Source organism: Burkholderia sp. MSMB1589WGS (assembly GCF_001636105.1).
In the GTDB taxonomy this organism is placed as follows: Bacteria; Pseudomonadota; Gammaproteobacteria; order Burkholderiales; family Burkholderiaceae; genus Burkholderia; species Burkholderia humptydooensis.
Genome location: NZ_LNJT01000007.1, coordinates 2,043,486 through 2,063,563, shown reverse-complemented (window position 1 = coordinate 2,063,563; position 20,078 = coordinate 2,043,486). Strand labels below are relative to the sequence as shown.

The 20,078-nt window shown below is 66.9% G+C and carries 17 protein-coding genes and 2 pseudogenes; 11 read left to right on the top strand and 8 right to left on the bottom strand.

All coding sequences use genetic code 11. The features are described 5' to 3' along the window. Window positions 1–45 precede the first annotated feature (45 nt). The 5 genes and pseudogenes from dnaA (at window position 46) to WT16_RS34990 (ending at window position 6,602) form a co-directional block, all read left to right on the top strand. Complete coding sequence (gene dnaA / locus WT16_RS17410) at window positions 46–1,638, top strand: chromosomal replication initiator protein DnaA (protein ID WP_043281898.1); 1,593 nt, start codon at window positions 46–48, stop codon at window positions 1,636–1,638. Window positions 1,639–1,800: 162 nt separating this feature from the next. After that, the gene (gene dnaN / locus WT16_RS17405) at window positions 1,801–2,904 is read left to right on the top strand and encodes a DNA polymerase III subunit beta (protein ID WP_006024054.1); all 1,104 of its coding nucleotides are present in this window, start codon (window positions 1,801–1,803) and stop codon (window positions 2,902–2,904) included. Between the two features lie 188 nt (window positions 2,905–3,092). After that, complete coding sequence (gyrB, locus tag WT16_RS17400) at window positions 3,093–5,561, top strand: DNA topoisomerase (ATP-hydrolyzing) subunit B (RefSeq protein ID WP_063533775.1); 2,469 nt, start codon at window positions 3,093–3,095, stop codon at window positions 5,559–5,561. 643 nt (window positions 5,562–6,204) lie between these two features. Further along, window positions 6,205–6,312, top strand: a pseudogene (locus WT16_RS35640) (restriction endonuclease); the annotation flags it as partial. A 23-nt stretch (window positions 6,313–6,335) separates the two neighbouring features. Further along, window positions 6,336–6,602 carry a restriction endonuclease gene (locus tag WT16_RS34990; protein ID WP_231892073.1) on the top strand — a complete coding sequence of 89 codons (267 nt, stop codon included), beginning with the start codon at window positions 6,336–6,338 and terminating at the stop codon, window positions 6,600–6,602. A gap of 185 nt (window positions 6,603–6,787) precedes the next feature. Here WT16_RS34990 and WT16_RS17390 read toward each other — a convergent pair whose 3' ends face one another. After that, window positions 6,788–7,315 (bottom strand): cytochrome b, encoded by a 528-nt coding sequence (locus tag WT16_RS17390; protein WP_063533774.1) that lies wholly within the window; start codon window positions 7,313–7,315, stop codon window positions 6,788–6,790. Beyond that, window positions 7,312–8,394: a catalase family peroxidase gene (locus tag WT16_RS17385; protein ID WP_063533773.1), complete on the bottom strand. Its 1,083-nt coding sequence runs from the start codon at window positions 8,392–8,394 to the stop codon at window positions 7,312–7,314. The genes WT16_RS17390 and WT16_RS17385 overlap by 4 nt, the downstream gene beginning before the upstream one ends. A 168-nt stretch (window positions 8,395–8,562) precedes the next feature. Here WT16_RS17385 and WT16_RS17380 point away from each other — a divergent pair, with 168 nt between their 5' ends. Beyond that, the gene (locus tag WT16_RS17380; protein WP_063533772.1) at window positions 8,563–9,078 is read left to right on the top strand and encodes a sigma-70 family RNA polymerase sigma factor; all 516 of its coding nucleotides are present in this window, start codon (window positions 8,563–8,565) and stop codon (window positions 9,076–9,078) included. Next, window positions 9,075–9,827, top strand: coding sequence for a hypothetical protein (locus WT16_RS17375; protein WP_063533771.1), 753 nt, complete (start codon window positions 9,075–9,077; stop codon window positions 9,825–9,827). The genes WT16_RS17380 and WT16_RS17375 overlap by 4 nt, the downstream gene beginning before the upstream one ends. 124 nt (window positions 9,828–9,951) lie before the next feature. On the opposite strand, the gene WT16_RS17370 is transcribed toward WT16_RS17375, so the two are convergent. Further along, complete coding sequence (locus tag WT16_RS17370) at window positions 9,952–10,317, bottom strand: STY0301 family protein (RefSeq protein ID WP_043281890.1); 366 nt, start codon at window positions 10,315–10,317, stop codon at window positions 9,952–9,954. Then, entirely contained in the window at window positions 10,304–10,744 is a 441-nt protein-coding gene (locus WT16_RS17365; RefSeq protein WP_009910885.1) for a BPSL0067 family protein, read from the bottom strand. Before WT16_RS17365 ends, WT16_RS17370 begins: the two co-directional genes overlap by 14 nt. 334 nt (window positions 10,745–11,078) lie before the next feature. On the opposite strand from WT16_RS17365, the gene WT16_RS17360 reads away from it, so the two are divergent. From WT16_RS17360 to WT16_RS17350, 3 genes and pseudogenes are all read left to right on the top strand, one after another. Beyond that, complete coding sequence (locus WT16_RS17360; protein WP_043281889.1) at window positions 11,079–11,540, top strand: hypothetical protein; 462 nt, start codon at window positions 11,079–11,081, stop codon at window positions 11,538–11,540. 245 nt (window positions 11,541–11,785) lie between these two features. Further along, window positions 11,786–12,060: pseudogene (locus WT16_RS34985) on the top strand (sigma factor-like helix-turn-helix DNA-binding protein); the annotation flags it as partial. 105 nt (window positions 12,061–12,165) lie between these two features. Continuing rightward, window positions 12,166–12,723: a hypothetical protein gene (locus WT16_RS17350; protein WP_063533769.1), complete on the top strand. Its 558-nt coding sequence runs from the start codon at window positions 12,166–12,168 to the stop codon at window positions 12,721–12,723. A gap of 82 nt (window positions 12,724–12,805) precedes the next feature. Here WT16_RS17350 and WT16_RS17345 read toward each other — a convergent pair whose 3' ends face one another. From WT16_RS17345 to WT16_RS17330, 4 genes are all read right to left on the bottom strand, one after another. After that, window positions 12,806–13,939 (bottom strand): CaiB/BaiF CoA-transferase family protein, encoded by a 1,134-nt coding sequence (locus tag WT16_RS17345; protein WP_063533768.1) that lies wholly within the window; start codon window positions 13,937–13,939, stop codon window positions 12,806–12,808. A gap of 98 nt (window positions 13,940–14,037) precedes the next feature. After that, window positions 14,038–16,161 (bottom strand): 3-hydroxyacyl-CoA dehydrogenase NAD-binding domain-containing protein, encoded by a 2,124-nt coding sequence (locus WT16_RS17340; protein ID WP_063533767.1) that lies wholly within the window; start codon window positions 16,159–16,161, stop codon window positions 14,038–14,040. 12 nt (window positions 16,162–16,173) lie between these two features. Next, on the bottom strand, window positions 16,174–17,379 hold the full coding sequence (locus tag WT16_RS17335; RefSeq protein ID WP_006024036.1) for an acetyl-CoA C-acetyltransferase: 1,206 nt from the start codon (window positions 17,377–17,379) through the stop codon (window positions 16,174–16,176). Window positions 17,380–17,662: 283 nt separating this feature from the next. After that, the gene (locus tag WT16_RS17330; protein ID WP_063533766.1) at window positions 17,663–18,799 is read right to left on the bottom strand and encodes an acyl-CoA dehydrogenase family protein; all 1,137 of its coding nucleotides are present in this window, start codon (window positions 18,797–18,799) and stop codon (window positions 17,663–17,665) included. 112 nt (window positions 18,800–18,911) lie between these two features. On the opposite strand from WT16_RS17330, the gene WT16_RS17325 reads away from it, so the two are divergent. Continuing rightward, window positions 18,912–19,949 (top strand): helix-turn-helix domain-containing protein, encoded by a 1,038-nt coding sequence (locus WT16_RS17325; RefSeq protein ID WP_063533765.1) that lies wholly within the window; start codon window positions 18,912–18,914, stop codon window positions 19,947–19,949. The last annotated feature ends 129 nt before the right edge of the window (window positions 19,950–20,078 follow it).

Here is a 20,078-nt window from a genome sequence, read left to right as displayed (position 1 = left end):
GCGGCCGCGCGCCGCGCGTGCAAACGAAACAACGACAGCTCTTCGATGAACGATTTCTGGCAACACTGTTCCGCGCTATTGGAGCGTGAATTGACGCCCCAACAGTACGTGACGTGGATCAAACCCTTGGCCCCGGTCGCCTTCGATGCCGCTGCGAACACGCTGTCGATCGCCGCACCGAACCGCTTCAAGCTCGATTGGGTCAAGAGCCAGTTCTCGGGCCGGATCTCCGATCTGGCCCGGGATTTCTGGAACGCGCCGATTGACGTGCAATTCGTGCTCGATCCGAAGGCGGGCCAGCGCAGCGCCGCCGGCACGGCGCCGCTCGCGCCCCGCGCCCCGCTGTCGGCGGCGAATCCCGCTCCGGTTACGGCCGGCCCCGTGCCGGCGGGCGCCGTCGACGCGAACGCACCCGCGCCCGCCGGCATGAACGCCGCCACCGCGGCCGCCGTCGCCGCCGCGCAAGCGGCCAAGGCGAACGCCGCCGCGCTGAACGCCGACGAAGCCGCCGACCTCGATCTGCCGAGCCTCACCGCGCACGAAGCGGCGGCCGGCCGCCGCACGTGGCGCCCCGGCGCGGCGAGCGCGAACAGCGAAGCCGCCGACTCGATGTACGAGCGCTCGAAGCTCAACCCCGTGCTCACGTTCGACAACTTCGTCACCGGCAAGGCGAACCAGCTCGCGCGCGCGGCGGCGATCCAGGTGGCCGACAATCCGGGCATCTCGTACAACCCGCTGTTCCTGTACGGCGGCGTCGGCCTCGGCAAGACCCACCTGATCCACGCGATCGGCAACCAGTTGCTGCTCGACAAGCCGGGCGCGCGCATCCGCTACATCCACGCGGAGCAGTACGTGTCCGATGTCGTGAAGGCGTACCAGCGCAAGGCGTTCGACGATTTCAAGCGCTACTATCATTCGCTCGACCTGCTCCTCATCGACGACATCCAGTTCTTCTCCGGCAAGTCGCGCACGCAGGAGGAATTCTTCTACGCGTTCGAAGCGCTCGTCGCGAACAAGGCGCAGGTAATCATCACGAGCGATACCTATCCGAAGGAGATCTCCGGCATCGACGATCGCCTGATCTCGCGCTTCGATTCGGGCCTGACCGTCGCGATCGAACCGCCCGAGCTCGAAATGCGCGTCGCGATCCTGATGCGCAAGGCGCAATCGGAAGGCGTGAGCCTGTCGGAAGATGTCGCGTTCTTCGTCGCGAAGCATCTGCGCTCGAACGTGCGCGAGCTCGAAGGCGCGCTGCGCAAGATCCTCGCGTACTCGAAATTCCACGGCCGCGAGATCACGATCGAGCTGACAAAGGAGGCGTTGAAGGATCTGCTCACCGTGCAGAACCGGCAGATCTCGGTCGAGAACATTCAGAAGACGGTCGCCGATTTCTACAACATCAAGGTCGCCGACATGTATTCGAAGAAGCGCCCCGCGAACATCGCGCGGCCGCGGCAGATCGCGATGTATCTCGCGAAGGAGCTCACGCAGAAGAGCCTGCCCGAAATCGGCGAGCTGTTCGGCGGGCGCGATCACACGACCGTGCTGCACGCGGTGCGCAAGATCGCCGACGAACGCGGCAAGGACGCGCAGCTCAACCACGAGCTGCACGTGCTCGAGCAGACGCTCAAGGGTTGATGCGTGCGAGCGCTTGAGAATCGCGGAGCCGCCCCAATTTAAAAGGGGCGGTTCGGTTTTGAGGCACAATACTGGTTTGACCGCCCGGCCGGCGGCGGGCCGACGGCCCGCCCGGCCAGGCGCTGCGAGGCTTGCAGGCCGTTAATTGAACGAAGGAACTCTATGCAACTGGTCAAGACCGAACGAGACACCCTCCTTAGGCCGCTGCAAACCGTGAGCGGTATCGTCGAACGCCGCCACACGTTGCCGATCCTCGCCAATCTGTTGATCACGAAGAACGGCCCGGACGTGTCGTTCCTGTCGACCGACCTCGAGCTCCAGATCACGACGCGCGCCGATTTCGGCGTCGGCGGCGACCAGGTCGCGACGACCGTCGCGGCCCGCAAGCTGCTCGACATCCTGCGCGCGATGCCGGACGGCCAGGTCACGCTGTCGCTCGCCGACAAGCGCCTGACGGTCCAGTCCGGCAAGAGCCGTTTCGCACTGCAGACGCTCGCGGCCGACGAGTTCCCGACCGTCGCGCAATCGAAGGATTTCGGCGCGAGCCTCGCCGTTCCGCAGAAGGCGTTCCGCCAGTTGCTCGGCATGGTGTACTTCGCGATGGCGCAGCAGGACATCCGCTACTACCTGAACGGGATGCTGCTCGTCGTGGACGGCGACCGCCTGATGGCGGTGGCGACCGACGGCCACCGCCTCGCGTTCTCGTCGATGAAGATCGAAGGCGCGTTCGGCCGCCAGGAAGTGATCGTGCCGCGCAAGACGATTCTCGAGCTGCAGCGCCTGCTCGAGGACATCGACGACACGGTCAAGATCGACATCGCGCAAACGCAGGCGAAGTTCACGTTCGGCCAGGTCGAGCTGGTGTCGAAGCTCGTCGAGGGCAAGTTCCCCGACTTCCAGCGCGTGATCCCGAAAGCGCACAAGAACACGTTCGAGATCGGCCGCGAAGAGCTGCAGCGCTCGCTGCAGCGCGCGGCGATCCTCACGTCCGACAAGTTCAAGGGCGTGCGCTGCATCATCGCGCCCGGCCAGTTGAAGATCATGTCGACGAACGCCGACCAGGAAGAGGCGCAGGAAGAACTGGAAATCGCCTACCAGGGCGACACCGTCGACATCGGCTTCAACGTCACGTATCTGCTCGACGTGCTCGCGAACCTGAAGGTCGACACCGTCCAGGTGAGCCTCGGCGACGCGAGTTCGAGCGCCCTCATCACCGTGCCCGAGAACGATGAATTCAAGTACGTGGTGATGCCGATGCGCATCTGACGCGCACGACTCGCCGGACACACCAAGGGGCGCGACGCCCCTTTGGCGTTTTTATGGCGATTCGCACGCTCGAGCGCCGGCGCGCGACGCCGGCCCCCGAAAGGGGCGAAAAACCCGAGGCGGCCCGGGTTTTTCGGCAGAAGCACCGCGCCGCCACTCGAGTAGCCCAGCAGAACCGGAAGACACCCATGACTGAACAGCACAATTCGCAGCCCGAAAATAGCTACGGCGCGTCGTCGATCCAGATCCTCGAAGGCCTGGAAGCGGTGCGCAAGCGACCCGGGATGTACATCGGCGACACGTCGGACGGCACCGGTCTGCATCACCTCGTGTTCGAGGTGCTCGACAACTCGATCGACGAGGCGCTCGCCGGTTACTGCAACGACATCCGCGTGACCATTCACGCGGACAATTCGATCTCCGTGACGGACAACGGCCGCGGCATCCCGACCGACGTCAAGCTCAACGACAAGCACGAGCCGAAGCGCTCGGCCGCCGAAATCGTGATGACCGAGCTGCACGCGGGCGGCAAGTTCGACCAGAACAGCTACAAGGTGTCGGGCGGCCTGCACGGCGTCGGCGTGTCGTGCGTGAACGCGCTGTCGAGCTGGCTGCGCCTCACCGTGCGCCGCGACGGCAAGAAGCACTTCATGGAATTCCATCGCGGCATCGCGCAGAACCGCATGCTCGAAGAGCTCGACGGCGAGCAGGTGTCGCCGATGCAGGTGATCGGCGACACCGAGAACCGCGGCACCGAAGTGCACTTCATGGCCGATCCGACGATCTTCGGCACCGTTGAATACCATTACGACATCCTCGCGAAGCGCATCCGCGAGCTGTCGTTCCTGAACAACGGCGTGCGCATTCGCCTGACCGACCTGCGCTCCGGCAAGGAAGACGATTTCGCGTTCGCGGGCGGCGTAAAGGGCTTCGTCGAGTACATCAACAAAACGAAGAGCGTGCTGCACCCGACGATCTTCCACGTCAACGGCGAGAAGGACGGCGTCGGCGTGGAAGTGGCGATGCAGTGGAACGACAGCTACAACGAGAGCGTGCTGTGCTTCACGAACAACATCCCGCAGCGCGACGGCGGCACGCACTTGACCGGCCTGCGCGCGGCGATGACGCGCGTCATCAACAAGTACATCGCCGACAACGAAATCGCGAAGAAGGCGAAGGTCGAGACGAGCGGCGACGACATGCGCGAGGGGCTGTCGTGCGTGCTGTCGGTGAAGGTGCCGGAGCCGAAGTTCAGTTCGCAGACGAAGGACAAGCTGGTTTCGTCCGAAGTGCGCGCGCCGGTGGAGGAAGTGGTCGCGAAGGCGCTCGAGGAGTTCCTGCTCGAGACGCCGAACGACGCGAAGATCATCTGCAGCAAGATCGTCGAAGCGGCGCGCGCGCGGGATGCCGCGCGCAAGGCGCGCGAGATGACGCGCCGCAAGGGCGTGCTCGACGGCGTGGGCCTGCCGGGCAAGCTCGCGGACTGCCAGGAGAAGGATCCGGCGAAGTCGGAAATCTACATCGTCGAGGGCGACTCGGCGGGCGGCTCGGCGAAGCAGGGGCGCGACCGCAAGTTCCAGGCGATCCTGCCGCTGCGCGGCAAGGTGCTGAACGTCGAGAAGGCGCGCTATGACAAGCTGCTGTCGTCCGAGCAGATCGTCACGCTTGTGACCGCGCTTGGCTGCGGGATCGGCAAGGACGACTACAACCTCGAGAAGCTGCGCTATCACCGCATCATCATCATGACCGACGCGGACGTCGACGGCGCGCACATCCGCACGCTGCTGCTGACGTTCTTCTACCGGCAGATGCCGGAGATGATCGAGCGCGGCTACGTGTACATCGCGCAGCCGCCGCTCTACAAGGTGAAGGCGGGCCGCGACGAGCGCTACCTGAAGGACGACGCCGAGCTGAACGCGCACATGCTGCGCCTCGCGCTGCAGGGCTCGGAGCTCGTGCCGACCGAGAACGGCACGCCGATCTCGGGCGACGCGCTCGGCGAGCTCGCGCGTTCGTATCTGCTGGCGCAGGGCGTGGTGGAGCGGCTGAGCCGCCTGTACGACCCGGCCGCGCTCGAGGCGGTCATGGACGGCGTGGCGATCGATCTGTCGAGCGAGGCGTCGACGGAGGCGTCGGCGAAGGCGCTCGCCGCCATGCTGTCCGACGACTCGAAGACCGAGGTGCGCGTCGTGCCGGCTTACGATGCGGTGCGCGAGCAGCGCTCGCTGCGCGTCGAGCGCACGCATCACGGCAACGTGCGCGTGTCGGTGATCGACGAGGAGTTCCAGCACACGGCCGATTATCAGCAGCTCGTGAACACCGCGAATACGTTCAAGGGCTTGATCGGCGCAGGGGCGGCGATCAAGCGCGGGGAGCGGGGCTCGAACGTGTCGGACTTCAAGGAAGCGATGAAGTGGCTGATGGCCGACGCCGAGCGGAACATGTCGAAGCAGCGGTATAAGGGGTTGGGCGAGATGAACCCCGAGCAGCTATGGGAAACGACGATGGACCCGGCGGTGCGGCGGTTGCTGCGCGTGCAGATCGAGGATGCGATTGCGGCAGACGGGATCTTTACCACGTTGATGGGGGATGAGGTCGAGCCGCGCAGGGCGTTTATCGAGAATAATGCGCTGAGGGCGGGGAATATTGATGTTTGAGGCTGTCTGTAGATAGACGCATAACCTGAGAAAAATGGACCCATAAATTGAGAAATTTATGGGTCTTTTTTAATAGCTCACTCCCAATGCATACCCACTGAAAATTTAATATCCTTTAAAATGCAGCGAGAAGGCACAGGCCCTCCAATTTCGGAATATATATGAAGATGGAAAAAGAAAAGAAGGATACTGCTGCAATGTTTCGCTATATGGGGCCCGCGTTAGATGCGCTCAGGATACTTGGTGGGTCTGGCACTCCTGACGAAGTTGTGGAACGTATTGCGCGAGATCTCAATATTTCAGATGATGTGCAAAATGAAATCCTGCCGTCAGGGGAAGGGCGTTTCCGCAACCGGATACGATGGGCACGACTCTACCTAGTGCGAGAGGGATTGGTCGACTCGTCAAAGCGCGGGGTCTGGGCGCTCACAGAGGCCGGTCGTCGCACGGCCCTTTCGATTGATCAGGCCCGTAGCATTGCTACAAAATGGAATCGCATTTTCGGAGAGGAGCGGCGAGCGAAAGCTGGTAGCTCGGAGCTATCTCAGTTGAGGCCTCAGAACCCGCGGCTGCGGCCACAAGCGACTATCGCTACGAGCTCATTCAGTTACTTAAAAATCTGCCGGCGTCGGGGTTCGAACGATTGTCCCAGAGGCTTCTTCGCGAAGCCGGCTTTGTACAAGTGGTTGTAACAGGGAGTAGCGGTGACGGAGGCATAGATGGATATGGCACACTCCAGGTTAATCCACTCGTCTCGTTTAAAGTTCTATTCCAATGCAAACGCTACGCAAAATCCGTGCCCCGTCACAAGTTCGTGATTTTCGCGGAGCAATGTCAGGCCGGACTGACAAAGGCATCATCATCACGACTGGAACATTTACGGCGGAAGCACGTCGCGAAGCAGCTCGCGACGGCGTCCCGCCAATCGAGCTTATCGATGGCGAAAAGCTTGTCGATATGCTGGAACAGTTGGAGCTAGGACTGAAACCCGTACAAACTTTTGCCGTCGACACGTCATTTTTTGACGAGTTCAAAAACTAACTTGTTATCCGGCATACGTAAGCACTAAAAATCGGGGCAAAGGGTACACCAAAAGGCCCCTTTGAAAGTCCGTTGGTTTTCTGGATTCGACTGAATCGCTTCCCAGCCAAAATGGCAGTATTTCCCTGCGCACGCCCCGTACTTCAGGCTCTGCTCAAAAACCGCCACGCCTGTAATCACCGCCGTCACCTCCCCACCATCGCCCTCAACACCCCATCCCGCCGAATCACCCCGTGATAAAGCGCGGCGGCAAAATGCGCGAGAAACGTCGCAAAGAACAAATAAGCCAGCCACCGATGCGCATGCCGCAGCCAAGCAAACCAAACCGGATCGGCAGGCACAATCGACGGCAATCGCACGCCGCCGCCCAACGTCACCGGATACCCGCCCGCCGACAGCATCGCCCACCCGACCAACGGCATCGCGATCATCAACGCATACAGCGCGAGATGCGACCCATGCGCCGCGAACTTCTGCCACCCCGGCAAATCCGCCGGCAACGCCGGCGGCCGCGAACTCAACCGCACCACCACCCGCACGCAAGCCAGCACCAGCACCGCCACACCAAGCGGCTTGTGAATCGCAATCAGCACCGCATGCCGCCCCGACACCGACGCCACCATCCCCGCGCCAATAAAGAACATCGAGACGATCATCGCCGCCATCACCCAATGCAGCAGCCGCGCGAGAGGGTTGAACGTAGTCTTCATCATCGTTTCTCCGAAAGCGGATGCGCAGCGCCGGGTATCCCGGCCTCTTCGCTCGTGCGGCGCAGATACGAATCCGCATACGCGGCCGAGCGCGCGGCGAGCAGCGGGTCGCCCGACGCTCGGATGCCGTCGGGCAGGATCGTCGGGTCGTAGTTGACGTCGCGGCACGCGCCGCTGTCCTGCGCCTCCACGCGATCGAGCACGAGCGTGCCCGCATCGATCGTCGTGCGATTCGCGGGCCATGTGCGCGTCGCGTCGTCGACGGGGTCGCCCGGCTCCGCCAGCGTGAGCAGCAAATGCCAGCGCTGCGGCCCGGAGCCGATGCGCCGCGTCAGGTCCTCCTGCAGCACGTTCGGATCGCCGGCCTTCGCGACATCGCCCGCCTCGGCCGTCTGTTCCGGCGCGACGCGCCACCGCACCGCCTGCCGCCTTCCCGCCGCATCGACAAGATAGAACGCGTTCAGGCTGTAATACGTCTCGGTGACGTAGCTCGCGCTCGGCTTCGCCGTCTTCGCCCACGCGCGGAACGCGGCCGTCTCCGGATGCGCGTCGAAGAACGCCTTCAGCTTCGCCGGGTCGGGCTTGCCCGTCTTCGGATCGGGCCGGCCCGCCACCGTCTGTTCGTAGAACGCACGCGGCGTCGCGACCGGAAACACCGGCATGCTGTTCATTCCCATGCGCCATTGCTCGCCGTCGGGCGCGGTCAGGCGCAGCGCGAGGCTGCGGATCGGCACGCTGTTGTCCGGCGCGTAGGGATTGCCGCCCGGCAGCGCGAAGCGCCCGACCACCGGCGTGCGCACCGCCGCGAAAAAGGGCGCGGTCGAATGCGCGCTCGCCGCGCCGTTGCCTTCGAAATAGCCCGTCACGCACACGCCTTTCGCGTGATTGCGCCGGTAGCCCGGATGCAGGCCGCTATTGCGCTGCAACGCGTCGACGAGTCGCTGCGGCGTCAGCCGGTGCGGCGCGAGCCAGCCGCCGACGTAGCCGAACGACGCCGCGACCGCCGCCACCACGCCGCCGATCAGCGCCCACCGCCAGAGGCCGCGCGCCGGCCCGGCCGGCGGTGTTGAAGGATGTTCCATCGTGTACGCTCCCGACCGTCAGGCCATGTGTCGAACGCGCGTATGACGGACCGCCGTCCGGTTTATTCCATCGAAAAATATTTTTTGCCGACGCGTGGAATAACCCTCGACGATCGAGCGTCTCACGCATTGAATCCACGCTCACGACGGCATTCGATCCGACCCGCCATGCCTCCCGCCGATCTCGACGACCAACTGCGCGAACTGTTGCCGCGACTGCGCCGCTTCGCGCTCTGGCTGACCCGCGACGTTCACAGCGCCGACGATCTCGTGCAATCGACGCTCGAGCGCGCGCTGTCGCGCTGGTCGACGCGGCGCGACGCTTCGGCGCTGCGCAGTTGGCTCTTCACGATCCTGTACCGGCAGTTCGTCGACGCGACGCGCCGCGCGAAGCGCCACGCGTGGCTGCTCGGCCGGATCAAGGGCGACAACGAGCCGCAATGGCCGTCCGCCGAGGATCACGCGATCGCCCGCTCGATGCTCGACGCGTTCGGCCGGCTGTCGACGGAGCAGCGCAGTTTGCTGCTGCTCGTGGCCGTCGAGGGGTTCAGCTATCAGGAAGTCGCCGAGCTGCTCGACATCCCGATCGGCACCGTGATGTCTCGGCTGTCGCGCGCGCGGCAGGCGCTGCGCACGCTCGGCGACGGCGAGATTTCCGCTCCTTCGCTGCGTTTGATGAGATGAACATTCCGCCCGACGAACACGATCTTCACGCCTATGTCGACGGCCGGCTCGACGCCGATGCGCGCGCGGCCGTCGAGCGCTGGCTCGTGCTGCATCCGGCGCGCGCGGCGCAGGTTCGGCGCTGGCGGCACGATGCGCAGCAGTTGCGCGCGGCGCTCGATTCGGTCGCGGTGCCCGCGCCGACGGCAACGCTCGATCCCGCCGCGCTGCGCGCGCGCCGCGCCGAACGTGCGCGTGCGCGGCTCGCCGTGGCTGCGTCGCTCGTGCTGTGCGTCGGGCTCGGCGCGGTGGGCGGCTGGCAGGCGCACGGCTGGAACGGCGCGCCCGCCGCGCCGATGAGCGACGCCGTCGCCGCGTACAGACTGATGGTTGTCGACCGCAGCGCGCGCGCCGACGTCGTGCAGAAGCAGCCGGGCGAATTGCAGGCGTGGGTTGCGCGCGAGGTCGGCGCATCGGTGCGGTTGCCGGATCTGAGCGGCGCGGGCTTCGCGCCCGTCGGCGGGCGGTTGTTCGCGACCGAGCGCGGTACGGCCGCGATGGTGCTGTACGAGGATGCGGCCGGGCGCACGCTGAGTTTCTACGTGCGGCCGCCCGAATCGGCAAATCGGCTGCTCGCGGCAGGAAGGCGCGTCGACGGCGCGCTGCTCGCGCGCTACGGATCGGTGCGCGGGTTCAACTATGCGGTCGTCGGACGGGCGGATAGCGTCGGCGAGGCGGCCGTCGCGCGAGCGCTAGACGCGCAGATCTGACGGGCGGGGCACGGCGAACGTGCAAGTTTCGTCCGATGCGCTCGCGGTGTCGAGCGAGGGCGCGAGCGCATTGTCGGGCGCGCGGACAATCTCGGCGAAGCGGCCGCCGTGCATCACGCGACGGTCATTTGCACATCACTTTCAGCGTCTTCTTGTCGTCGATCCGGTAATCGCAGCGATTCACCCGCCCGGCGAGCCTGACGTCCTTCGTCTGGCCGTCCGCGTACTTGCAGCGGACCGTCACGTAGCGTCCCGCGTCGTACACGTAACCCAGCGCCCAATGCCCTTTCCGCTCGCCGGCGTCATCGGGAATCAGCGTCGCGAGGTCGCTCGGCGCGCCGTCGAACACGTCGACGTATTGCAGCGGGCTCTGCGCCCGCACCGGGCACACTTCCGCGCTCGCGCCGGACACGCCCGTCGTGCCGAACGCGCCCGCGCACCCGAAAAACGACACCGCGAGCAATGCGCAGGCTGCCTTACTCCACGACATAAAAATTGTCTCCGTTGTTCGACCGGCCATGCGCGCCCCAGCGCAGGCGCCGTTGCTGAACCGGTTGCGGCGTGGGCGGCGTGACGAACTGGTCGTAGACGAGGATGCCGCCGTCCTTCGACTGGCTGACGTAGATGGCCGCGTGGCCGTCGTACTTGCCGGCCGCGTTGAACGTCGCGATCACGGTGCCCGCGACGATCGACGCGTTCCCCTTCACCGCCGTGCCCTTGCGCCACTGCGCGGTGAGCGGCAGCGTCGGGCAGACCCGTTTCACGTACGACACGCATTGCCCGCAGAGATCGCGGCCGGACGTAACGCTGCCGGACGGCGCCTTGTCGAACGGCGCGAGCTTCGACGTGGGCGCGCAGGTCCAGCGGCCGACCGGCGCGTCGGCATTGCTCGAATAATGGGTGGAGACGTAAGGCATGGTTTCCTCGGTTTTTTTAAGCGGAATTCGAATTGACACAACCAGCCAGGCGAACCGGATTGTCAGGCAGATGCGGGAAACGATCAACCGCCGCGACAATTCAACACAATTCTTGCGCCGGAGTGCAATTTGCGCTTCGCCTTCTTCTCGCGCCTCATCATGGAATAGCGCGGCACGTCCGTTCGTTTACAGGTCGAGCGTCAGGCGTTTCGCGGAAGCGATGTTTCGCCCATGCCGCAGGCGCTCGCACCTATCGACAAACAGCGACATGCAGGACGACGCCGGCCGATGCGCCGCGCGTCGATATTTCGGGGTGTCCATTCAGAGCCCTATCATGAACGAGCTGATTCGTTGCGCCGCTGCGCTGATTTGTGCAGGCGTGTCCGTCTCCGCGTGCGCGCAAACCTATGACGGAACGACCGCGTCGATCGACACGTCGCACTGCCGGGCGATCGCCGGACAGGCGGAAATCGACGGCACGATGCAGCAAGTCGTCGGCCGCGCCTGCCTGCAAAGTGACGGAACCTGGCGGCTCGTCGAGAACGACGACGGCAGCGTGATGTGGTATCCGATCGCCGAGTATCCGTACTCCGATCCGTGGTACTGGAGCACGCCTTTCTTCGTCGTCGGCGGCACGACTTTCGTCTTCGTCGATCGCTTTCACCACTTCCACCGGTTCCATCATTTTCATCCGATGACGCCGAGCCACATCGGCCCGCCGATGGGCGGGGGTTTCCATCACGGACCGCCGCACGGCGGCGGCATGCACGGATGGAGCGGAACGATGCGGCACTAGCGGGCGCAAGCCGGCGCGCATTGCGTGCGCCATTGCGCGACGCGCATCGTCCCGCCGGCCGTCGCGCCGCGTCGATCGATTTCCCCGCGCCGGAACGCGGCGGCGACACGCGACATCTATGTCGTCACGATGCGCGAAAACGCCTGCCGCATCGGGTCCCGTTTTCGCGCACCGCCTGTCCGTCATTTATCGATGCGCTGAGCGCGCACGATCCCGCCCCTTCGTATCAGGCCGCGGCGCGCGCCGAACTGCGCGGCCTGCTCGAGCGGCAACTCGAGCAGTTGCCGCATGCGTTTCGGATCGTGTTCGTGCTGCGTTCGGTCGAAGAGCTGAGCGTCGACGAAACCGCGCGTTGCCTCGGCATTCCCGAGGCAACGGTGCGCAGCCGCCATTTCTGCGCGAAGCGCTCGCACGCGAGATCAATCTCGTCGAGCACGACGTATTCGGGTTCGGCGGCGGCGATTGCGATCGCATCGTGGCGGCGGTCATGCAGCGTCTCGCCGCGCGGCATCCTCGATAAGCGGCAGGTTGCGCGTCACGATCGAAGCGATTCGGCTACAGTCCGGGTGTGCGGCCGCGCCGAAGACGGCCGCCGATGCTTCGACCCAACCACGAGGATCACCCCATGCGCATCATCCGGGCCTGGCTCGCCCTGGCGTTCGTCGCGTCCATGACGTGCATCGCTTTCGCCGCCCACGCCGCGCCTGCCGGCAAGACGCTGACGTTCGACGGCGTCGATTTCTTCCAGCGCGACGCCACCGGCAATCGGCTCGAATACACGCCGAAGGGCGAGGACGATCTGTCGACATGGCGCACGATGATCACGCTCGTGCGCTACCCGGACGCGACGACGGCCGACGGGCTCGCCTCGATCGCGGATTCCGTGCTCGGGCTCTACAAGCAGAACGGCGCGTTGATCCTGAAGGTCAACGCGGTGCCGGCCGCGCGCGGCAAGCCGGCCGAATACTTCATCTCGGTCGCGTTCCCGACGCGCGATTTCATCGAAGCGGTGTTCACGCGCATCGCGCTCGTCGACGGCGCGGGCGCGGGCGCGATCTACTCGCATCGCGAATACGGGCGCGCGGTCGGCAACGAAGTGAGCGCATGGATCGAGAAGAACGGGCCGGCGAAGGAGCGCGCACTCAGGCAATGGAATCCGCTGCCGACTGCCGGCGGAAAATGAGCGGGCGAGGGGCGAGCGCTGTAACGAAACGCGCCGCCCGAGGCAGACCGATCGCGCGAAGCGGCTTCACGCGCCCGGCGAGTCATCCTTTCGCGACGAACGCCGCGATCTCGTCTTTCGCGAACCCCGCTTCGCGCAGGATCGCGGCGCTGTCCGCGCCGCGCCGCGGCACCGCGCCGGGCCGCGCGTTCGGCGAGCCGGAAAACCGCGGCGCCGGCGCCGCCTGCAGCACGCCGTCGCGCTCCGCATAGACGCCGCGCGCCGCCAGATGCGGATGCGACTTCGCTTCGACCGGGCTCAGCACCGGCGCGAAACAGACGTCGGTGCCCTCCATCAGCTCGACCCAATGCGCGCGCGGCCGGCTCGCGAAAATTTCCGCGAGCCGGGCGCGCAGCCGGGGCCAGCGGCTCGCATCGTATGGATGCCGGAAATCCTCGTCGCCGGCGAGATCGAGCTTGTCCACGAGCAGCGCGTAGAACTGCGGCTCCAGCGCGCCGACGCTGACATGGCCGCCGCACGCGCAGCGATAGCTGCCGTACCAGTGCGGGCCGTCGAGCAAGCCCTGGCCGCGCGCCATCGGCATGAAGCCCGCCGCGTGAATCGACAGCAGCAGGTTCATCAGGTTCGCGCTGCCGTCGACGATCGCCGCATCGACGACTTGCCCCTGCCCGCGCAGGCGCGCGTCGACAATGCCCGCGAGCACGCCGATCGCGAGATACAGCGCGCCGCCGCCGAGATCGCCGACGAGCGTCGGCGGCGCGAGCGGCGCGTCGCCCGGCTGCCCCGCGTACCAGAGCGCGCCGGACAGGCCGATGTAGTTGATGTCGTGGCCCGCCGCGTGCGCGAGCGGCCCATCCTGCCCCCAGCCCGTCATCCGTCCGTAGACGAGCTTCGGATTGCGCGCGAAGCACGCGTCGGGGCCGAGCCCGAGCCGCTCCATCACGCCGGGGCGCATTCCTTCGATCAGTGCGTCGGCGCCCTCGGCGAGCCGCAGCACCGCATCGATCGCCTCCGGCTGCTTCAGGTCGAGCGCGAGCGAGCGCTTGCCGCGATTGAAGATCGCGTGGCGGCCGAGGTCGAGCGGATCGCCGTCGCGGCCGGCCGTGCGCTCGACGAGGATCACGTCCGCGCCCATGTCGGCAAGCAGCATCCCGCAGAACGGCGCCGGACCGATGCCGGCGATTTCGACGATTCGGATTCCGTGCAAAGGGCCCATGCCCGCTCCCGTGAGGTTCGATGTCTTTGGCGTGGCGCCGCGCCACGCGGCGCGCAGCCCAACGCGCCACGAACACCGCGCGCTTCGCGCGACCCCGCTCAGTAGAAACTCTGCCGCTGCGCCGCCATCTCGCGCAACAGCGCCGGCGCGGCGAAGCGCGCGCCGTACCGCGCTGCGAGACGATCGCACGTCGCGACGAACGCGTCCACCCCGACGCCGTGAATGTGCGACACCGGCCCGCCGCGGAACGCCGGGAAGCCCCAGCCGAGAATCGCGCCGACATCCGCGTCGCGCGCCGTCATCAGCACGCGCTCTTCGAGGCAGCGCGCGGTCTCGACCGCCTGCACCGTCACGAGCCGCTCGATCAGCGCCGTCACGTCGGGCTGCTCGGCCGCGACCGGAAACTCGCGCGCGAGCCCCGGCCACAGCGCCTTCCTGCCGCCCGTCGCCGGATAGTCGTAATAGCCGAGCCCCGCCTTGCGGCCGAGCCGGCCGAGCTCGACCATTCTCGCGGCCACGTCCTCGCCCGGCCGCGCGGCGTACGCGTCGCCGAGATCGGCGCGCGTCTGCTTCGTGATCTTGTGGATCAGCTCGCTCGACACCTCGTCGGTCAGCGCGAGCGGGCCGACGGGCATCCCGGCGAGCAGCCCGGCGTTCTCGATCAGCGCGGGCGCGACGCCCTCGGCGAGCATCGCGAGCCCTTCGAGCACGTAGGTCGAGAACACGCGGCTCGTGTAGAAGCCGCGCGAATCGTTGACGACGATCGGCGTCATCCCGATCGCTTTCACGTAATCGAGCGCGCGCGCGAGCGTCGCCTCGCTCGTCTCCCGGCCGACGATCACTTCGACAAGCGGCATCTTCTCCACCGGCGAGAAGAAATGCAGGCCGATGAAGTTCGCCGGCCGCGCGCTCGCCTGCGCGAGCCCCGTGATCGGCAGCGTCGACGTGTTCGACGCGAAGAGCGCATCGGGCGCGAGCACCGCTTCGCTCTTGCGCGTCACGTCGGCCTTGATCGCGCGATCCTCGAACACCGCCTCGATCACGAGCTCCGCGCCGTCGAGCCGCGCGAAATCTGTCGTCGGCGCGATCCTCGCAAGCAGCGCGTCGGCCTTTTCCTGCGCGAGCCGGCCGCGCTGCACCTGTTTGTCGACGAGCTTGCGCGAATAGTCCTTGCCGCGCGCGGCCGCCTCTTCGCTCGTGTCGATCAGCACGACGTCGAGCCCCGCCTTCGCGCTCACGTACGCGATGCCCGCGCCCATCATCCCCGCGCCGAGCACGCCGATCTTCCGGTAGCGCTGCGCCGGCACGCCGGCCGGCCGCGCGGCGAGCTTGTTCGCTTCGTTCATCCCGAAGAACAGCGTGCGGATCATCGCCTTCGCTTGCGGCGACAGCACCGCCTTCACGAAATAGCGCGCCTCGGTCTTCAGGCCCGTGTCGAGATCGGTCAGCAGCCCTTCGTACACGCACGACAGGATGCTCGCGACAGCCGGATAATTGCCGTAGGTCTTCTGCCGCGCGAGCGCGTTCGCCGCCATGAACACCTGCTGGACGGACGGATGCGTGAGCGCGCCGCCCGGAATCTTAAAGCCCTTCGCGTCCCACGGCTGCGTCGCGGTGCGGCGGCCCGCGTCGAGCAGCCACGCGCGCGCGGCCGCGATCTCCTCGCCCGCCGGCACGATCGCGTGCAGGATGCCCGCGGCCAGCGCGTCGGCCGCCTTCAGCCGCTTGCCTTCGAGCAGGAGCGGCAGCGACGCCTGGATGCCGACGAGGCGCGGCAGGCGCTGCGTGCCGCCGCCGCCCGGCAGCAGGCCGAGCGTCACTTCCGGCAGGCCGAAGCGCGCCCTCGGCGTGTCGGCCGCGACGCGGTAGTGGCCCGCGAGCGCGATCTCGAGCCCGCCGCCGAGCGCCGAGCCCGGCATCGCGATCGCCACCGGCTTGCCGCCCGTCTCGAGCGCGCGCAGCGCGCGGTGCAGCTCGCACGTGCGCGCGAAGAGCGTCTCGGCATCGTCGCTCGCCTGCAGCCATTCGAGGTCGCCGCCCGCGATGAAATCGGGCTTCGCCGACGTGACGAGTATCCCCTTCACCGCCGCGTCCTGAAGCGCGCGCGCCGCCGCCGCGAAGAACGCCTCGCAGCTCTCGCCGTTCAGCACGTTCTGGCTGCGCTGCGGCAGGTTCCAGCTCAAGGTCGCGATGCCGTCGTCATCGAGCGTGTAATCGATCATGGTCGTCCCCCGTCAAATCCGTTCGATGATGGTCGCCGTGCCCATGCCGGCGCCGACGCACAAGGTGGCGAGGCCCGTGGCCGCGCCGCGCCGCTCCAGCTCGTCGAGCAGCGTGCCGAGGATCATCGCGCCCGTCGCGCCGAGCGGATGGCCCATCGCGATCGCGCCGCCGTTCACGTTGATCCGGTCGTGCGCAATCGCCATCGCGTCCATGAAGCGCAGCACGACCGACGCGAACGCTTCGTTCAGCTCGTACAGGTCGATGTCGGCCGCGCGCATGCCGGCGCGCTTGAGCGCCTTCTCGGCCGCGTAGGCCGGCCCCGTCAGCATGATCGACGGCTCCGAGCCGATGCTCGCGAACGAGCGGACCCGCGCGCGCGGCGCGAGGCCCGCGCGCTTGCCCGCCTCGAGCGAGCCGATCAGCACGGCCGACGCGCCGTCGACGATCCCCGAGCTGTTGCCCGCGTGATGCACGTGCTCGATGCGTTCGAGCTCCGGATAGCGCTGGCGGATCACCGCGTCGAAGCCGTACATCTCGCCCAGCTCGGCGAACGAAGGCTTGAGCGTCGCGAGCGTCTCGGGCGTCGTCTGCGGGCGGATCGTCTCGTCGCGATCGAGGATCGTCAGGCCGTTGACGTCGCGCACCGGCACGATCGAGCGCGCGAACCAGCCGGCCTGCGTCGCCGCGTATGCGCGGCGGTGGCTCTCGGCGGCGTATGCGTCGACGTCGGCGCGGCTGTAGCCCCACTTCGTCGCGATCGTGTCGGCCGATACGCCCTGCGGCACGAAGTAGCTCGGAATCGCGATGGCCGGATCGACGGGCCATGCGCCGCCGCTCGCGCCCATCGGCACGCGCGACATGCTCTCGACGCCGCCGCCGATCGCCATGTCCGACTGGCCGGACATCACCTGCGCGGCCGCCATGTTGCACGCTTCGAGGCCCGACGCGCAGAAGCGGTTGACCTGCACGCCGGCCGTCGTCTGCGCGTAACCCGCCGCGAGCACCGCGATGCGGCCGATGCACGCGCCCTGCTCGCCGACGGGCTCGACGCAGCCGAGCACGACGTCGTCGACGGCGCTCGTGTCGAGACCGTTGCGATCGCGAATCGCGCGCAGCGCGGTTGCGGCGAGCGCGAGCGGCGTGACGCCGTGCAGGCTGCCGTCCTTCTTGCCTTTGCCGCGCGGCGTGCGCACGGCGTCGAAAATGTAGGCTTCCATGAATCGTTCCTTCAGTTGATGGAGACTGCCTGTCAGGACGGCCTGTCAGGACGGCCGGTTGCGGCCGCATTCGGCCGGCGGGCGGGGCGGCCGCTTCACGCTGCGGCCGGGGTGCGCTCGTCGGGCCTAGCCGATCTCGCTGGCCGGGTCTTGCTGGTCGATTCCTCACCGTCGGGCGCTCAGGCGAGCGGTCGATCGGCTCGCCGACAGGCGAATCGACCTCGGAGGATCGGCGCCTCGTTCGGCTTGCTGTTTGGCAAGCCGTTTCGCGCGCCATGCGCCGTCACAGCGTGCGCGCGATCAGCTCCTTCATGATTTCGTTGGTGCCGCCGTAGATCTGCTGCACGCGCGAATCGGCCCATGCGCGCGCGATCGGGTATTCCCACATGTAGCCGTAGCCGCCGTGCAGTTGCACGCAGCGATCGATCACCTTGAACTGCAGCTCGGTCGTCCAGTACTTCGCCATCGAAGCCGTCGCCGCGTCGAGCTTGCCCGCGAGCTGCAACTCGATGCATTTGTCGACGAACACGCGCCCGATCTGGATCTCACTCTTCATCTCGGCAAGCGCGTGGCGGCTCGTCTGGAAGTCGATCACCGCGCGGCCGAACGCGCGGCGATCGCGCGTGTAGTCGAGCGTCCACGCAAGCGCCGCCTCGGCCGACGCGATCGCGCTGATCGCGATCTGCAGCCGCTCCCACGACAGTTCCTGCATCAGATAGACGAAGCCGCGGTTCTCCTCGCCGAGCAGATTCCCGGCGGGCACGCGCACGCCGTCGAAAAAGAGCTCCGACGTATCCTGCGCCTTCATGCCCACCTTCTTCAGCCGCTTGCCCTTGCTGAAGCCCGCCATGTCCGTGTCGACGACGAACAGGCTCGTGCCCTTCGAGCCGCCCTCGGGCGTCGTGCGCGCGACGACGATCACGACGTCCGCATGCCAGCCGTTCGTGATGAAGATCTTCGAGCCGTTGAGCACGTAGTGACCGCCGTCGCGCACCGCGGTCGTGCGCACGCCTTGCAGGTCGGAGCCCGCGCCGGGCTCGGTCATCGCGATCGCGCCGATCATCTCGGCGCTCGCGAGCTTCGGCAGGTAGCGCGCCTTCAGCGCCTCGCTGCCGTAATGGAGGATGTACGGCGCGACGATCTCCGAATGCAGCCCGAAGCCGAGCCCCGACGCGCCCGCGCGCGCGATCTCCTCGAACAGCACGACGCTGTAGCGGATGTCCGCGCCCGCGCCGCCGTACGCTTGCGGCATGCTCGCGCAGTGGTAGCCCGCCGCGGCCGCCTTCGTCCACACCTCGCGGTCGACATAGCCCTGCTCCTCCCAGCGCTCGTGGTGCGGCATCACCTCGGATTCGATGAAGCGGCGGACGGACTCGCGGAACTGCTCGTGCTCTTCGGCGAAGAGGGTGCGGGAAATCATGGCGTCTCCAGTGAGGAAATCGCGCGGCGCGCTGGCGTCGGCGACAGGCTGTTTGCGGTATTTGAGCAAGTCCGGGACAATCTGCGTTGATCCGAAGCGCCATTTTCTTGACATGAAAAAACCGCCGCGTGACGCCGGCCGGCCCGGGGTCGCGATCCTTCTGCCGCCGCGCCTGTTGGGCGGCTATGTGTTCCTCACGCACGAAATGCTGCTGCTCGCCGGCACGATGAAGGCGCGCAGCCTGGACGTCGTGAACAGCCGGCTGTTCGACATCGCGATCCTGTCACACGACGGCCGGCCGGTGCCGACGATCGGCGGCATCGATGTGCCGGCGACGGCCGCGCTGCGCGACGCCGACGCGCACGAAGTCGTGATCGTCCCCGCGCAATTCATGCCGGACGAGCAGATCGACACGGTCGAGCGCATGTTCATCGATTGGCTGAAGCGCCGCTATGCGGCGGGCGCGCTCGTCGTCGGGCTCAACGCGGCGCCGCTCCTCGCGAAGGCCGGCTTGCTCGACGGCCGCGGCGCGACCGGGCTGCCAAGCGAGCGCACGCTGTTCGCGCGGCATTTTCCGGCGGTGCGCTATACGCCGTCGAAGCCGCTCGTGGTCGACGGGCGGCTCATCACCGTGAGCGGCATCAATCCGGCTGTCGATGCGTGCGCGTACGTGATCGACTACTGCTTCGGCGCGGGCGTGTCGCAGCGGCTGCTGCGGGTCGCGCTCACGCAGTCGCTGCCGTCGTACGAGCACATGGCTGTGTGGGCCGCGCAGTACAAGCGGCACGGCGATGCGCCGGTGCTCGCGGTGCAGGACGGCGTCGAGCGCGCGCTCGCGCATCCGCCGACGCTCGCCGAACTCGCCGCGCGCGCGGCGATGAGCGAGCGCACGCTGTCGCGGCGCTTCGCGGCCGCGACCGGGCTCACGCTGCGGCGCTACGTCGCCGCGCTGCGCGTCGAGCTCGCCGCATTCCTGCTGCGCACGAGCCGGATGACGCTCGATCACATCGCCGACGAATGCGGCTTCGCGAGCGCGAGCGCGCTGAGCCATGCGTTCCTCGCGGGGCAAGGATGCAGCCCGATTCAGTATCGGAACCGGCATCGGCCCGGCGCGCGGCGCGATGCGGCTGAGGGCGGCGGCGCGGGCTGATGGGCCGGAAAGTAATCGGGCGGCGATCGCGCGGGCTCGGTGCCGGCCACCGCGGCCGCCGTCATTTCCCCTGTCAATTCACTTGAAACATTACTAAAAATTCTATATAAATAAATCCTGAGTAATCAC

Coding starts and splice junctions, on each gene's coding strand:
- dnaA (WP_043281898.1), top strand. CDS start 46: ATGAACGATTTCTGGCAACACTGTTCCGCGCTATTGGAGCGTGAATTG.
- dnaN (WP_006024054.1), top strand. CDS start 1,801: ATGCAACTGGTCAAGACCGAACGAGACACCCTCCTTAGGCCGCTGCAA.
- gyrB (WP_063533775.1), top strand. CDS start 3,093: ATGACTGAACAGCACAATTCGCAGCCCGAAAATAGCTACGGCGCGTCG.
- WT16_RS34990 (WP_231892073.1), top strand. CDS start 6,336: ATGCAAACGCTACGCAAAATCCGTGCCCCGTCACAAGTTCGTGATTTT.
- WT16_RS17390 (WP_063533774.1), bottom strand. CDS start 7,315: ATGATGAAGACTACGTTCAACCCTCTCGCGCGGCTGCTGCATTGGGTG.
- WT16_RS17385 (WP_063533773.1), bottom strand. CDS start 8,394: ATGGAACATCCTTCAACACCGCCGGCCGGGCCGGCGCGCGGCCTCTGG.
- WT16_RS17380 (WP_063533772.1), top strand. CDS start 8,563: ATGCCTCCCGCCGATCTCGACGACCAACTGCGCGAACTGTTGCCGCGA.
- WT16_RS17375 (WP_063533771.1), top strand. CDS start 9,075: ATGAACATTCCGCCCGACGAACACGATCTTCACGCCTATGTCGACGGC.
- WT16_RS17370 (WP_043281890.1), bottom strand. CDS start 10,317: ATGTCGTGGAGTAAGGCAGCCTGCGCATTGCTCGCGGTGTCGTTTTTC.
- WT16_RS17365 (WP_009910885.1), bottom strand. CDS start 10,744: ATGCCTTACGTCTCCACCCATTATTCGAGCAATGCCGACGCGCCGGTC.
- WT16_RS17360 (WP_043281889.1), top strand. CDS start 11,079: ATGAACGAGCTGATTCGTTGCGCCGCTGCGCTGATTTGTGCAGGCGTG.
- WT16_RS17350 (WP_063533769.1), top strand. CDS start 12,166: ATGCGCATCATCCGGGCCTGGCTCGCCCTGGCGTTCGTCGCGTCCATG.
- WT16_RS17345 (WP_063533768.1), bottom strand. CDS start 13,939: ATGGGCCCTTTGCACGGAATCCGAATCGTCGAAATCGCCGGCATCGGT.
- WT16_RS17340 (WP_063533767.1), bottom strand. CDS start 16,161: ATGATCGATTACACGCTCGATGACGACGGCATCGCGACCTTGAGCTGG.
- WT16_RS17335 (WP_006024036.1), bottom strand. CDS start 17,379: ATGGAAGCCTACATTTTCGACGCCGTGCGCACGCCGCGCGGCAAAGGC.
- WT16_RS17330 (WP_063533766.1), bottom strand. CDS start 18,799: ATGATTTCCCGCACCCTCTTCGCCGAAGAGCACGAGCAGTTCCGCGAG.
- WT16_RS17325 (WP_063533765.1), top strand. CDS start 18,912: ATGAAAAAACCGCCGCGTGACGCCGGCCGGCCCGGGGTCGCGATCCTT.